The 14,272-nt window shown below is 69.5% G+C and carries 13 protein-coding genes and 1 pseudogene; 2 read left to right on the forward strand and 12 right to left on the reverse strand.

The window, feature by feature from the left end:
* Nucleotides 1-99 precede the first annotated feature (99 nt).
* The 11 genes from HLB44_RS34350 to HLB44_RS34400 all read right to left on the reverse strand — a co-directional run bounded on the left by HLB44_RS34350 (nt 100) and on the right by HLB44_RS34400 (nt 12,080).
* Entirely contained in the window at nt 100-1,173 is a 1,074-nt protein-coding gene (locus HLB44_RS34350) for an ABC transporter substrate-binding protein (protein WP_173134621.1), read from the reverse strand.
* A gap of 50 nt (nt 1,174-1,223) precedes the next feature.
* Nucleotides 1,224-2,984 carry an ABC transporter permease subunit gene (locus tag HLB44_RS34355; RefSeq protein WP_173134624.1) on the reverse strand — a complete coding sequence of 587 codons (1,761 nt, stop codon included), beginning with the start codon at nt 2,982-2,984 and terminating at the stop codon, nt 1,224-1,226.
* A complete protein-coding gene (locus HLB44_RS34360; protein WP_217283926.1) occupies nt 2,981-4,114 on the reverse strand; it encodes an ABC transporter ATP-binding protein in 1,134 nt (377 codons plus the stop codon). The genes HLB44_RS34355 and HLB44_RS34360 overlap by 4 nt, the downstream gene beginning before the upstream one ends.
* Before the next feature lie 290 nt (nt 4,115-4,404).
* Nucleotides 4,405-5,160 (reverse strand): enoyl-CoA hydratase/isomerase family protein, encoded by a 756-nt coding sequence (locus tag HLB44_RS34365; protein ID WP_173134630.1) that lies wholly within the window; start codon nt 5,158-5,160, stop codon nt 4,405-4,407.
* An 18-nt stretch (nt 5,161-5,178) separates the two neighbouring features.
* Entirely contained in the window at nt 5,179-6,780 is a 1,602-nt protein-coding gene (locus HLB44_RS34370) for a class I adenylate-forming enzyme family protein (protein ID WP_173134633.1), read from the reverse strand.
* A 17-nt stretch (nt 6,781-6,797) separates the two neighbouring features.
* Complete coding sequence (gene acuI / locus HLB44_RS34375) at nt 6,798-7,790, reverse strand: acrylyl-CoA reductase (NADPH) (protein ID WP_173134636.1); 993 nt, start codon at nt 7,788-7,790, stop codon at nt 6,798-6,800.
* A 23-nt stretch (nt 7,791-7,813) separates the two neighbouring features.
* Nucleotides 7,814-8,758 carry a hydroxyacid dehydrogenase gene (locus HLB44_RS34380; RefSeq protein WP_173134639.1) on the reverse strand — a complete coding sequence of 315 codons (945 nt, stop codon included), beginning with the start codon at nt 8,756-8,758 and terminating at the stop codon, nt 7,814-7,816.
* A 9-nt stretch (nt 8,759-8,767) separates the two neighbouring features.
* Nucleotides 8,768-9,112, reverse strand: a complete 345-nt coding sequence (locus HLB44_RS34385) for a carboxymuconolactone decarboxylase family protein (RefSeq protein ID WP_173134642.1) — start codon at nt 9,110-9,112, stop codon at nt 8,768-8,770.
* A 75-nt stretch (nt 9,113-9,187) separates the two neighbouring features.
* Entirely contained in the window at nt 9,188-10,387 is a 1,200-nt protein-coding gene (locus HLB44_RS34390; protein WP_173134645.1) for a mandelate racemase/muconate lactonizing enzyme family protein, read from the reverse strand.
* Nucleotides 10,388-10,404: 17 nt separating this feature from the next.
* Entirely contained in the window at nt 10,405-10,980 is a 576-nt protein-coding gene (locus tag HLB44_RS34395) for a cysteine dioxygenase family protein (RefSeq protein ID WP_173134648.1), read from the reverse strand.
* A gap of 11 nt (nt 10,981-10,991) precedes the next feature.
* Complete coding sequence (locus HLB44_RS34400) at nt 10,992-12,080, reverse strand: tripartite tricarboxylate transporter substrate binding protein (RefSeq protein ID WP_246312633.1); 1,089 nt, start codon at nt 12,078-12,080, stop codon at nt 10,992-10,994.
* Nucleotides 12,081-12,153: 73 nt separating this feature from the next.
* Between HLB44_RS34400 and HLB44_RS34405 the strand changes: the two are divergent.
* Nucleotides 12,154-12,647 (forward strand): annotated as a pseudogene (locus tag HLB44_RS34405) (4-hydroxy-2-oxovalerate aldolase); the annotation flags it as partial.
* 12 nt (nt 12,648-12,659) lie between these two features.
* The gene (locus tag HLB44_RS34410; RefSeq protein WP_173132021.1) at nt 12,660-12,851 is read left to right on the forward strand and encodes a 2-hydroxymuconate tautomerase; all 192 of its coding nucleotides are present in this window, start codon (nt 12,660-12,662) and stop codon (nt 12,849-12,851) included.
* Here HLB44_RS34410 and HLB44_RS34415 read toward each other — a convergent pair.
* Nucleotides 12,826-14,001 (reverse strand): site-specific integrase, encoded by a 1,176-nt coding sequence (locus tag HLB44_RS34415; RefSeq protein ID WP_173134651.1) that lies wholly within the window; start codon nt 13,999-14,001, stop codon nt 12,826-12,828. The genes HLB44_RS34410 and HLB44_RS34415 overlap by 26 nt on opposite strands.
* Between the last annotated feature and the right edge of the window lie 271 nt (nt 14,002-14,272).

Raw genomic sequence — 14,272 nt, forward strand, 5'->3', positions numbered from 1 at the left:
TGATGCAGGCGACCAACTTCAGTGGCTGGACAGCCGTAGGTGCTTGCGCTCTCTGCGATCGCGCCCGCCGCTGCACGTCTGCCGGCGTTCGGGCGCTCGCTATTTGCTGGCCAGCAGCGCGTTGAGCCTCTCCTGCAGGTACTCCTCCTGCGTGCGGCCGTCCGGCGCCTTGCTGCCCCAGTAGTCGGCGTTCCAGGCCACCGCCACCTTCAGGTTCTCGGGGTTGTTCGGCCAGCGCGACTTCAGCTTCGGGTTGCCCGCCTCGTAGACCAGGGGCGAGGGCACCGGCACCGCGTAGAACTCGGCCAGGCGGGCCGCGTTGTTGGCGTCCAGGCGGTACGACAGCAGCTTGTGCGCGGCCTCCGGGTTCGGCGAGTTCTTCGGGATCGAGAAGAAGTCGTAGTACGTGAAGCCCTGGTTCCAGGTCATGTTCAGCGGCGTCTCCGGCTCCTTGATCAGCAGGTCGTTGATGCGGCCGGCATAGGCCATGCACATGTCCGCCTCGCCGTCGAGCAGCAGCTGCGGCGCCTGGGCGGCCGTCTGCCACCACTTCACGACGTGCGGCTTGATCTCGCCGATCTTCTTCAGCGCCCGGTCGGCATCGATCGGATACAGCTTCTCCTTCGGCACGCCGTCGGCCATCAGCGCGGCCTCGTAGACGAAGCGCGACCAGCCGGGCATGCAGCGCTTGCCGGGAAACTTCTTCACGTCCCAGAAATCGGCCCAGCTGTTGGGCCGCGTGGCCGCGTACTTCTGGGTGTTGTAGGCCATCACCACGCCGATGACCTGCAGCGCGACGCCGTTGGGCCGCACCGCGTCCTTGGGCAGCGAGGCCACGGTCTTGCGGGCCTCGGGGGTCAGCTTGTCGTAGTCGATCTTCGCCAGGCAGCAGTCGGCGAGCAGCTTGGTTTCCTGGTCGAAGATGAACACCAGGTCCCACTCGGTCTTGCCGGCAGCGACCTGCGCCTTGACGCGCGGGCCGCTGCGCGCTTCCTGCACCGTCGTGACCTTGATGCCGGTCTCCTTGGTGAACGGGTCGTACATCAGGCGACGCAAGGCTTCGCCGTAGGCGCCGCCCGGGTCCTGCATGATCACTTCCTTGTTCTGCGCCGATGCGGGCGCGCTGCAGACGGCGGTGAGCGCGAGCGCGGCTGCCAGCGGTTTGAGCTTCATGGGGTGTCTCCTGGCCTAGCTTGGAAAGTGAATGGAGTACCGGGCAGGCGCTAGGGTCGACCTGCCAGCGTCCGGCGAGCGAAAGAGATCCCTGCGACGACCAGCACGACCTCGAGCGTGGAGACCACCGCCAGCACCGGGTTGAGCTGGTAGTTGACGTCGGCCCACAGGCGCAGCGGCAGCGTGGACATGGTCGATCCGGCGAGGAACATGGACAGCACCAGTTCGTCGAAGGAATGCAGGAAGGCGAAGAACGCGGCCGCGCCCAGGCCCGGCGCGATGGCGGGCAGCGTGACCTGCGTGAACACCCGCCACGGCGCGGCGCCGTGCACGGCGGCGGCGCGCTCGAGCGAGCGGTCGACCGATTGCAGCGAGGCCGCGACCAGCACCACCACCAGCGGGATGCCGCCGATGGCATGCGCCATCGCGACGCCGGGCACGGTGCCGATCAGGTCCAGGCGCAGCACGTAGGCGTAGAGCGACAGGCCCAGCACCACCGGCGGCACGATCAGCGGGCTCACCAGCAGCGTCATCACCAGCGCCTTGCCGCGAAAGCTCGAGCGCACGATGGCCAGCGCGGCTGCGGCGCCCAGCACCAGGGCCAGCAGCGCGGACAGCAGCGCGATGCCGACCGAGGTGCCGAATGCCGTCATCCAGCCGCTGTCGGAAATGAACTGGCGGTACCAGCGCAGCGAGTAGCCGGGCGGCGGGAACGACAGGTAGCTCGCGCTGCTGAACGAGATCACCGCGACCACCACGATCGGCAGCACCAGCACCAGCACCACGCCCAGGCCGGTGGCACCGGCGCTCCACGAGCCCACGCGCTCGGGCAGCCGGCCGAGCAGGCGCAGCAGCGGCCAGCCGACGCTGTCGGCCAGCGTGGTGTGCAGCGTCTTCGCGAGGCGGCTGTGCACGCCCCGGTGTTCGTGGGCGGCGGCGGGCAGCTTCTGCCCGCCCCAGATGAACTCCAGCCCGAGGAAGCGGCTCGCCACCGCCACCAGCAGCAGCGTGATCGCCAGCAGCACCACGGCCAATGCCTGCAGGAAGCCTTCGCTGGTCAGGAAGTCCGACTGCTGCGTGATGTGCATCGCGAACATCTGGTCGCCCGGGCCGCCGAGCAGCGTGGGCGTGATGAAGAAGCCGAGCGCCGAGACGAACACCAGCAGCCCGCCGGCGGCCACGCTCGGCAGCGTCTGCGGGAACAGCACGCGCCAGAACACGGCCAGCGGCCCGGCGCCTGCAGCACGGCCGGCGCGCAGCACGGCCGGGTCGAGCCGCGTCAGCCCGCTGTAGATCGTCAGGATCATCAGCGGCAGCAGCACGGCGGTCATGCCCAGCAGCACGGCGCCGCGGTTGAACAGCAGCTCCGCCGGTGCGTCGGTGAGCCCGAGCCACTGCAGCACCTGGTTGATCGGGCCGCGGCGCCCGAGCAGCACCATCCACGCATAGGTGCGGATCAGGATCGCCAGGAAGTACGGCAGGATGACGGCGCCCATCAGCACCGTCTTGAGCAGGCCGGTGCTGCGGTAGATCAGCAGCGCCGCGGGGTAGCCGACGACGGCGCACAGCGCGACCACCGAGCCCGCGATGCCGATCGTGCGCACCAGCGATTCCCAGTACAGCGGCACCGCGAAGACGCGCGCGAAGTGGGCGAACGCCGTCGGGCCCTGGAAGCTGATGCGCACCAGGTCCAGCAGCGGCAGCGCATAGATGAAGCCGAGGAAGACGACCGCCGGCGCGAGCAGCCAGGCCACGCCCGGCCGCTGCCAGCGCAGCCGGGCGTGGTGCGAAGGCAGAACGGCAACGCTCATGCCAGCACCCACGTGTCGGCCTGCGCCCACGCCACGTGCACCTCGTCGCCGATGCTCGGCACCCGCGCATGCGCGCCGTCGAGCGTGCGCATCTGCAGGTGCGCGCCGCTGGCCAGGCGCAGGTCGACGCGCAGGATCTCGCCCAGGAACACCGCGTCGGTGACGTGCGCCGGCAGCGCGCCGGGTGTCTGCGGCGACACCAGGCTCACGCGCTCGGGGCGCACCAGCAGCTTGGCGGGGCCGCGGCCGATGCTCGGCGTGGCGACGCCGGCCTCGAACTCGAAGCCGGCTGCGTCGCGCACGCGGGCCAGCTCGCCGCGCCGCTCGATCACCTCGACGTCGAGCAGGTTCGATTCGCCGACGAACTTGGCCACGAAGTGGTTGGCCGGCTCGCGGTACAGCTGCGCCGGCGTGCCGAGCTGCACGATGCGGCCGGCGTCGAGCACCGCGATGCGGTCGCTCAGTGCCAGCGCCTCGCCCTGGTCGTGCGTGACGAACACGATGGTCATGCCGAGCTGCCGATGCAGCTCGCGGATCTCGACCAGCGTCGATTCGCGCAGCCGCCGGTCCAGCGCCGACAGCGGCTCGTCCATCAGCACCACGCGCGGACGCAGCGCGATCGCGCGGCCGATCGCCACGCGCTGCTGCTGGCCGCCGGACAGCTGCGTCGGCAGCTTGTGCGCATGGTCGCCCAGGCGCAGGATCTGCAGCACCTCGTCGACGCGGCGCGAGATGCTGAGGCGGTCCACGCCGGCCATGTGCATCGGGAACGCGATGTTCTGCGTCACCGTCATGTGCGGGAACAGCGCGTAGTTCTGGAACACCATGCCGAAGCCGCGCTTGTGCGCCGGCACGTCCTGCACCGGCTTGCCGTCGACCAGGATGCGGCCTTCGTCGACCGGCATGAAGCCCGCGATCATCGCCAGCAGCGTCGACTTGCCGCTGCCGCTGGGACCCAGCAGCGTGAGGAACTCGCCGGGGCGGATCGACAGGCTCAGCTTGTCGAGGATGACGGCCCGGCCGTAGCGGCCGACGACGTCCTGCACGTCGAGGCTGCTGCCGATGCGCAGCGCGGCGTCCCCGGCGGCGCCACGCGGCGCCGCCTCGATGGTGTGTAGGGCCTGAAGCACGGGTTCGGTCTCCTGGTCGGGCTCGACGGGTCCCTCAACTGATTCGTCAGCGTATCCCATATCTTGTTTTTATGATCCTGTATATTGGATAATACTGCTCTCACACCGGTCTTGGCAAGGACCACTCTAGAAACAGGGCGTCATCCCATCATTCATCCCGAATAATGGGATTTGATTGACGAACGTACGAAGTTTCCGGGCGCGCTGAACCAGCGGCGGCGCCTGCGGCCCGCCGGGCGGATGGAGACGGTGGCGCCGGTTGCGGACCGGCCCGGACGACGGCCGCTGCGTCAGCGCCCGCTGAAACGGGGCGTGCGCTTCTCGCGCAGGCTGGCCAGGCCTTCCTGGAAGTCGGCGCTGCCGAACACCGCCTCGGTGTCACGCAGCGCGAGGGCGCTCTTCTCCACCGGCCCCTTGGGCAGCACGTCGGCCGCGAAGCGCTTCAACATCCCCATCACCAGCGGCGCGTGCGCCGCCATGCGATGCGCGATGGCCTGTGCCTCCTGCACCTGGCGGCCGACCGGCACGACGCGGTTGACGAAGCCGACCTGGTAGGCGCGCTCGACGCCGATCTCCTCGCCCAGCAGCATCAGCTCCATCGCGATCTTGTGCGGGATGCGGCCGGCGAGCGAAGCGATCATGCCGCCGGCGAAACCCATCTTGGCCTCCGGATAGACGAACTTCGCGTTCTCGGCCGCCACGCACAGGTCGGCCATCTGCACCAGCACCACCGCGCCGCCGACGCACCAGCCGGCCACCGCCGCGATGATCGGCTTGTGCACCTCGATCACCGCGCCGGGGGTGAAGCGGCGGTAGTCGGGCGGCTCGGTCGCGTCACGGTCGCGGCCGGACGAGAAGGCCCGGTCGCCGGCGCCGGTCAGTACGGCGACACGGTCCTCGTCGCTGGCGTTGAAGCGCAGCCAGGCCTGCTGCAGGCCCCGCTCGACCTCGGTGCTGATGGCGTTGAGCCGCTCGGCGCGGTTGATGGTGATCGTCGCCACGCCTTCGCGTGATTCGTAGGTGACGACGTCGCTGCTCGATTCCATGGGTTCTCCAGTCGGCCCTCAGGCGAGCCGGGTTGCGTCTGGCATGTCGCTCTGCGCCAGCATCTGCTTCAGGCGGTTCTTCAGTACCTTGCCGTTGGGCGAGCACGGCAGCGCGGCCATCGCGTAGATCTCGCGCGGCCGCTTGTACGGCGAGATCCGCTCGCCGAGGAAGGCCTGCAGCTCGGCGAGTGCCGGCCGCTGCGCGGCCACCAGTTCGACGAAGGCGATCACGTCCTCGCTGCTCGCCCCGGCCCGCCCGACGACCGCCGAGTGCACGACGGCCGGGTGGGCGTTCAGCGCGTTCTCCACTTCGAGCGGATAGACGTTGAAGCCGCCGCTGATGATCAGGTCCTTGGTGCGGCCGACGATGAACACGTTGCCGTCCGCGTCGATGCGCGCCAGGTCCTCGGTGTTGAACCAGCCGCCGTCGCGCAGCACGCGCGCGGTCAGCGCCGGGTTGCGGTAGTAGCCCTGCATCACCTGCGGGCCGCGCGCCCACAGCTCGCCGACGCCGCCCGCGGGCACCGGCTGGCCCTGCGCGTCCAGCAGCTTCAGCTCGACGCCGGGCAGTGCGCGACCGACGCTGTCGTCGGCGCGCGGATCGTCCAGCCGCGTCCAGCACAGGCCGGAGCCCTCGGTCAGGCCGTAGCCGTTGTGCAGCGTGAGCCCGGGGAACAAGGCCTCGGTGTCGGCCTTCACCGTCGCATCGATGGGGGCGCCGCCGGCGGCGATGAAGCGCAGCCGCGGCGCGGCCACGGGATGCGAGCGCGCATGCTCGGCCAGCTTGGCGAACATCGCCGGCGCCCCTTGCATGATCGTGATGCCGTGCGTGGCCAGCGCCGCCGCGCAGTCCGCCACGTTGAAGCGCGGCACGATGAACAGCTGCGCGCCGGCGCGGAAAGTGCCGCCGAAGACGGCGGCCAGCCCCATCACGTGCGTGATCGGCAGCGCGCCGTAGACGCGGTCGGCCGGATGCAGGCGGCGCAGCTGCACCATCATGCGGCCGAGGAACAGCAGGTTGGCGTGCATCAGCATCACGCCCTTGGGCTCGCCGGTGGTGCCGGTGGTGTAGATCAGCACCGCCAGGTCGCGCTCGGTGCCTGACACCGGATCGGTCGCCGCGGATTCGTTGAGCGGGCCGCACGCCACCTCGCCCAGTTCGTCCAGGCGCGACAACGACGCCTCTGCCCGCAGCGCATGCGCGCGGGCGTCCGGCGAGTTGCCGACGAGGTACACCACGCGGCGCGGGTCGCAGTGGCAGCAGATGCGGTCCACCTCCAGCGGCGCGCGGCGCGCGTTCTCGAGCACGGCGCAGGCATCGAGGCGGCTGGCCGCCAGGATGAACGCGGCCAGCGCCGCGCCGTTCTCGCCGACCAGCATCACACGGTCGCCGGCACGCACGCCGATGCCGCGCAGGAAGGCCGCGGCGCGCTCGACCGAGGCCGCGAGCGCGGCATAGCTCCACGTGCGCGCGCCCTCGGTGAGCGCGGGCGCGTCGGGGGTCGTGATCGCCCACTGCAGCGCACCCTCGTGGATGCGGCGCAAGCCGTCGCCGCCATCGGCGCGCTGCGGGAGCGCCATCTCGGCCTCGACCGGCGTGCTGCCCTGCTGGTGTCCCATGTGCGCGCTCCGGCCGTTCAGACTGCGTTGACGTTGACCACCACGCGACCGGGAATGAGGCCGTCGAGCAGGCGCCGCGCGGCCTCCGGTGCCGCGCTGAGCGGGATCTCCTCGGCGATGCGCTCCAGCACCGCGGGCGCGACCTCGGCCAGCGCCTGCCAGGCGCGGCGCCGGCGCGGCATCGGCGCCTGCACGCTGTCGACACCGATCAGCCGCACGCCGCGCAGGATGAACGGCGCGACGCTGCCGGGCAGGTCCAGGCCCTGCGCCATGCCGCAGGCCGCGACGACGCCGCCGTAGCGCGTGGCAGCGCAGGCATTGGCCAGCGTGTGGCTGCCCACGCTGTCGACCACCGCGGCCCAGCGCTCCTTGGCCAGCGGCTTGCCGGACGCCGACAGCGTCTCGCGCGCCACGATGCCCTTGGCGCCGAGCGCCTTCAGGCGATCCTGCTGCTCGGGCCGGCCCGTGGCCGCGATCACCTCGTAGCCGCGCGCGGCGAGGATGGCCAGCGCGAAGCTGCCGACGCCGCCGTTGGCGCCGGTGACCAGCACCTCGCCGCCGGCCGGCGTGACGCCCTGCTCCTCCAGCGCCTGCACGCACAGCATCGCGGTGTAGCCGGCGGTGCCGATCGCCATCGCATCTCGCGCGCTCAGGCCCGCCGGCAGCGGCAGCAGGTAGCTGGCCGGCACGCGTGCGCGCTGCGACAGCCCGCCCCAGCGCGATTCGCCGACGCCCCAGCCGTTGAGGATCACCGCGTCGCCGGGCCGGAAGTCCGGATGGACGCTGGCTTCGACGGTGCCGGCGAAGTCGATGCCGGGCACCATCGGGTACTTGCGCACCACCGGTGCCCGGCCGGTGATGGCCAGGCCGTCCTTGTAGTTCAGCGTCGAGTACGCCACGCGAACCGTCACCTCGCCGTCGGGCAGTTGAGATTCGTCGACGTCGGCGATCGACACGCGCGGTGCGGTCGAGCCGGCCTCGGGCTGCTCGAGCATCAGGGCCTTGAACATGTGCAGGGTTCCATTCGTTGGGGTTACGTTCGCGCGCCGGCCAGCAGCTCGATCACCCGCCGCGCCACGATGTCGGCGACGCGGAATTCCGAGTCGGCGCTAACGCCGGCGATGTGCGGCGTCAGGAGCAGGTTGGGCGGCGGATCGGCTAGAGCCGAGCCAGCGGGCAGCGGCTCGTGCTCGAACACGTCGACCGCCGCGCCGCCCAGGCGCCCTTCGCGCAGCGCGCGCACCAGCGCCTGCTCGTTGACCACGCCGCCGCGGGCGGTGTTGACCAGCACCGCACCGGCCTTCATGCGCGCGATCTGCCGCTCGCCGATGAAGTCGCGCGTCTGCGTCGTGATGGGCAGGCTCACGCTCAATACGTCGGCCTCGGCGAGCACGTCGTCGAGCGAGCGGATGCCCACGCCCGGCGGCCCCTGGCGCGCGGCCTGTTCGCCGCTGCGCGCATAGGCGATCACGCGCATGCCCAGGCCCTGCGCGATCTGCGCGGCGCCGCGGCCGATCGCGCCGTAGCCGACGATGCCGAACACGAGGCCGGCGATCTCGCGGCCGCGCTCCGCGTGGGTGCGCGGCCATTGCCCCGCGGCGACGCCGGCGGTGCTGCCGTAGACGGCGGCGCCGCGCAGCAGGATCAGCGCGCTGGTCAGGATGTACTCGGCCACCGTGCGCGAGTTGCCGCCGATGGCGGGCACGACCTCGATGCCGCGCGCGCGGCAGACCTCGAGGTCGATGTTGTCGAGCCCGACGCCGAGCCGGCCGACCACGCGCAGGCGCTTCAGCGCGTCCAGCAGCTCGCCGCGCACCTGCGTGCGGTTGCGCACGATCAGTGCATCGGCGCGCGGGGCTTCGTCCAGCAGTCGCGCCGGCTCGTAGCGCAGTTGCGGGTCGAACACGACTTCATGCCCGGCGCTGCGCAGCAGCCCGACCGCATCGGCGTGCATCGCCTCGGGAATCAGGATCCGCATCCGGCGACCTCACTCGGGCTTGAACTGCGTGAACGCCTCGAGCGCGCGCACCGAGTACACGTAGGCCGCGCCGGCACGCAGCGCGATCGCGGTGCCCAGCGCATCGGCGAGCTCGGCTTCGGTGACGCCGGCCTGGCGCGCGGCCTTCGCGTGCGACGCGATGCAGCCGTCGCACTGCGTCGTCACGGCCACGGCCAGCGCGATCAGCTCGCGCGTGCGTGCGTCGAGCGCACCGTTGCCGTTCTGCGCCGTCGTCAGGCCCTGGTAGCCGGCCACCAGCTTGGGGTTGGCCTTCATCAGGTCGCCCGCGGCCTTGCGGGTGTTGTTGAGCTGGTCGATCCAGTTGTTCAGCATGGGAATTTCCTCGGTTGCGGGATGGGGGATCAAGGGATGCGGATGCGGATGCAGATGAGCAGGTCGAACGTGTATTCAGGCGCGCTTGTACTGAAGCAGTCCGCCGGTGACCTTGGGCGGCCGCGCACGCAGCGCTTCCTCGAGGGGCTCGGTGCCCCAGCCGGGGCGCTGCGGCACGACGAGGCGCCCGCCGTCGTATTCCGGCGCGTGGGTGAACAGGTCCTTCTCCCACGGCAGGCGGTCGACGTCGACTTCCATCACGCGCAGGTTCGGCACCGCGGCGGCGAAGTGGATGTTCATCAGCGTGCACAGGTCGCCGTAGAAGTTGTGCGGCGCGACGTTGACGTCGTGCGCCTCCGCGGCCGCGGCGATCTTCATCGACTGCCAGACGCCGTTCCACACCGTGTCGACGATCGCGACGTCCACCGCCTGCTCCTGGAAGTACGGCAGGAAGCCGCGCACGCCGAACAGCGTCTCGCACGACGCGATCGGCTGCCGGCTGTGCGAGCGCACGTAGGCCAGCGCCTTCGGATTGGCGGTGTCGATCTCGACCCAGAACAGCTCGAAGTCGTCGAGCGCACGCAGCAGCGCCAGCAGGCCCTCGGGCCTGGCGTTGAAGTTCAGGTCGATCAGGATCTGCACGTCGTCGCCGGCGCCCTCGCGCAGCGCCTGCAGGTGCCGGCGCACGTTGCGGATCAGCTTCGGGCTCACGTTCAGCCCGGGCTCGAACGGCACCGCGAAGCCGGGGCGCCAGGCATAGGCGTCGCCGTCCTCGTGGATGAACAGGTTGGTCTTCAGCGCGGTGAAGCCGCGCTCGCGCGCCTCGGCCGCGGTGCGCTTGACGCCCTCGAGGTCGGTCACCGCCGGGCCGTAGAACTTCGGATGGTTGATGCGCCACGTCGGGCAGTGCGACCAGTAGACCGGGATGCGGTCGCGGACGAGGCCGCCCAGCAGCTCGTAGCACGGCACGTTCAAGGCCTTGGCCTTGGCATCGAGCAGCGCGTTCTCGATCGCGCCGATCGCCTGGCCGATCACGCCGCCGGGCGCCGGCCGCGTCAGCGCGCTCACCTCGGCGAAGATGCGTTCGTGCGCGAACACGTCCTGCCCGACCACGCGCGCGGCCAGCTTGTCGATCACCGCGCCGACGCCGGGCGAGCCGAAGCTCTCGTCGTATTCGCTCCAGCCGACGATGCCTTCGTCGGTGCAGAGTTTCAGGAAGAAGTAGTTGCGCCAGCCCGCGTCGCAGGCCAGCGTCTCGATCCTTGTGACTCGCATTCGCGTGCTTTCCGCGTTCAGGCCGCCTGCGCGGCGTTGGCGTAGCCGGAGGTGAAGGTCTTCATCGCGCCGGTGTCCGGGTCGAACACATGGCGCGCGACGCGGCCGATGTCGGCGCCGTAGACGTGGATGCTGATCGAGACCCGGTCGTCGCAGGCGTTGGCGACCTGGTGGATGTCGCCGATCGCCGGCGACACCGGCTCGACGTCGCCGGGGCGCAGTGTGTGCCTGCCGAGCGAGCGCATCGGCCCGCCCGCCGCGGCGGGCTGGAAGCCCTCGCCGTGCTCGGCGCCGCGCAGCATGCCGATCAATCCCCACACGGTATGGTCGTGCACCGGCGTCTTCTGACCCGGCCCCCAGACGAAGCTGACCACGCAGAAACGGCCGCGCGGATCCAGGTGCAGCAGGTACTGCCGGTAGTAGTGCGGATCCGGCTGCGCGTACTCGGTGGGCAACCAGTCGTCGACGCCCACCAGGTCGGCCAGCAGCGCGCGACCGCCGGCCAGGATGCGGGGCTCGTCGGCGCCCGCGGCGTCGACCAGTGCCGTGAAGGCGCTTACGAAGCGCTCGAAGCGCGGGGGCGGGTGGCGCATGGCGCGAGCCTTCAGTCCAGGCTCACGTTCATCGGGCGGATGATGTCGCCCCAACGCTTCAATTCTGCGTCGACGTAGGCGGCGAAGTCCTTCGGCGTGCCGACCACCGGGGTCGCCCCGAGCGTCTTCAGCTTCGCGAGCACGACCTCGTCCTTCAGCGCCTCGTTGATTTCGGCCGACAGGCGCCGGATCACCGCTTCCGGCGTTCCGGCCGGGGCGAAGACGCCATACCAGGCGGTCACGTCGTAGCGCGGCAGTGTTTCGGCGATGGCCGGCAACTCGGGTGCGAACGGGCTGCGCTTGGGGGTCGTCACGGCGACGCCGATCAGCCGCTTGTCGGCAATGAACGGCAGCGCCTCGTTGGCGAACACCATGTCCACCTGGCCGCCCATCGCGTCCTGCAGCGCCGGCGCGCCACCCTTGTACGGCACGTTGACGATGTCGACGCCCGCGAGGCGCTTGAACAGCTCGCACGACAGGTACGGGCTGGTGCCGACGCCGGTGGTCGCGCAGCTCAGGCCCTTGGGGTGAGCCTTCGCGTAGGCGATGATCTCCGGCAAGGTCTTGAACTTGGCGTTCGGCCCCACCGCCAGGTAGTTCGGCACCTGCACCAGGTGGGCCACGGGCACCAGGTCCTTGGTGATGTCGTACAGCGGCTTGCGGTAGAAGAAGTGGTTCAGCGCGTTGGAGATGCTGCCCACGAGCAGCGTGTGGCCGTCCGGGAGGGAACGGGCCACGAACTGCGAGCCGATCATGCTGCCAGCGCCCGGCTTGTTGTCCACGATCACCGTCTGCTTTAGCACCGCTGACAGCCGCTCGCCGATGATGCGGCCCATGGTGTCGGTATTGCCGCCGGGCGGGAACGGCACGACAAGCGTGACAGGGCGTGACGGCCACGCCGCGCCGCCCTGAGCCAGCGCCGCGGTGTGCGTCAGCGCAGCACACGCGAGAGCCAGCAGCGTCAGCAGCGATTTGGATCCGGGCATCGCAGAGGTCTTAAAAGTTGGCTTGGCGAACAAACGTTCGTAGTCCCATATGTTGTTGCAGATCGTGAATCTAATGCTCTTCACTTGCAATCCTTGGTCGGTGAGACGTGGCATGAGTATGCTGCGAAAGGACATCTGAGTAAACAACATTGTGGGAGTTGTGTCCTATTTATTGGGACTGTATGGGGCGGCCGTGCGCGCTGCGCTGAAGCCCGAGACCGAGCTCGGCTTCCACGGCCAGCACAACCTGGCGATGGGCGTGGCCAACAGCATTGCCGCCATCGAGGCCGGCGCGACGCGCATCGACGCCGCCGCCGCGGGCCTGGGCGCCGGTGCCGGCAACACGCCGATGGAGGTGCTGGTGGCGGTGTGCGACCGCATGGGTATCGAGACCGGCATCGACGTCTGGAAGATCCAGGACGTGCCGAAGACATCGTCGTTCCGCTGATGGATTTTCCGATCCGCATCGATCGCGACGCCCTGACGCTGGGCTACGCCGGCGTCTACGGCAGCTTCGAGCTGTTCGCCAAGCGCGCGGAGAAGAAGTACGGCGTGCCGGCGCGGGACCTGCTGGTCGAACTGGGCCGGCGCGGCATGGTCGGGGGCCAGGAGGACATGATCGAGGACACCGCACTGACCTTGGCCCGCGCGCGAGGCCTGATGCCGGCCCGGGCCGCCTGAAAGGAGACCACGATGCCGTTCGCCCAGATCTACATGATCGAAGGCCGCACTGCCGAGCAGAAGCAGGCCGTGATCGAAAAGGTGACCCAGGCGCTGGTCGAGGCCGTCGGTGCCCCGAAGGAAAACGTGCGGGTGTGGATTCACGACGTGCCGAAGGAAAACTGGGGCATCGCCGGGGTCAGCGCGAAGGACCTTGGACGCTGACTGCTGCGCCGGGCGGGGGGGGGCAATGGCCCACTGCACTGCGGTGCAGTTCGCGATCGTGGACAGCGTGTCGCTTGCCCTGGTGCCGATGAGGAGTAGGTGAGTTCCGCGAAGATTCTGTGCGAGGCCGCGACCTCGGACGCCAGTTGGCCCGTCGGGGACCTCGATTTGCTCCAGGCCTAACCGCCGGTCTGAAGTTGCCAGGCATGCCCTTGGCTGCACTTGCCTCATCTGTCGTGATAAGGCAGAGAGTTTTTTGCGTGGCAGCCGCGGCGGCCGCGCCCAGAGAGGAACCGACCTCGTCCGCGGCTGTTGCGCAAAAGACCCCTTGGGTGTTGTTCATCGTGCCGATGGGATGCCCCTGGTACGTGAAGACCCAGACCGGATCCTGACCGCGCAGCTTCTGAATGATCGACCACGCCGCGTCGTTGAGGATCACAACTTGCGCACGCTTGGCCTTCATGGCCGCAGCGGGGATCACAAATACGCTGCGGCCGATCTCCGGTACAGGGACTTCCCAGCGCCAGCGCAGCCCGCAGACGTTGCTGTTGCGCAGCCCCGTGTTGACGGCGAACAGTGCCATGCGCGCGAGGTGCGCTGGCAACTTCGGAAAGAGCCTGTCCTGCTCATCCCAGGTGATAGGGTATGGCGCTCGCCTGGACTCCGGCAGCATCGTGATGAGCGGCGGCAGCGCGTCCAACCACGGCCGACCCGTTTCGTCGCGATACGAACGCGCGGCTCGGTGCAGGATCGTTCGCACGACCTCCAAGCTTCGGTTGATCGTCGTCGCGCAGGCGCCGTCGGCGATGCGCGCACCGACGAACGGTGCGAGGGTCTCATCGTGGATCTGCTGCGGCTCCAGATGCCCGATGTAGGGCTCGAGCTGGCGAACGTGGATGCGGATCGCTTCAAGGCTGCGCAGGTCCTGCGACTGCAGAAGGTAGCGCGCTGCGCAATCAGCAAACCGCGGTCGTGAAGGATTGGCGAGGGCGCGGTCGATGTCCTCCATCTCCGTGCGCAGGCGTTGCTCAGCCTGTTCCTGCGTGACGGCTCCGACGCGCATGCCGATGCGAACACCGCGGTAGCGCTTGTCGATGAAGCACCGGCCATCAGGGCCGATCGTGATGCCAGGAGTGCGAGTCGCAGCCATGGGTATCTCCTGTGACGCGGAAGAGCAACCGTGCTGGGAGATTGCGAAAGAGGCAACGAAAGGCACCTTCGGCACCAGGCTGATCTGACGGGCACCGCGGATCTGGTGCATGTCGCTCGGCTGCGCTGGTGCTGCCTGCGCAGGGGCTTAGCCCGCATGTTTCACGGTAGGTGAGCTGTACGGCCGATTTGGTTGGAGGCAGCCGATTTGGCCGAGATTTGGATCTCGAATTGGGACATTGCGACCCCTGTCGTCCGCAATGGGGCCGCTG

It is taken from the genome of Pseudaquabacterium terrae, assembly GCF_013266755.1.
In the GTDB taxonomy this organism is placed as follows: Bacteria; Pseudomonadota; Gammaproteobacteria; order Burkholderiales; family Burkholderiaceae_C; genus Pseudaquabacterium; species Pseudaquabacterium terrae.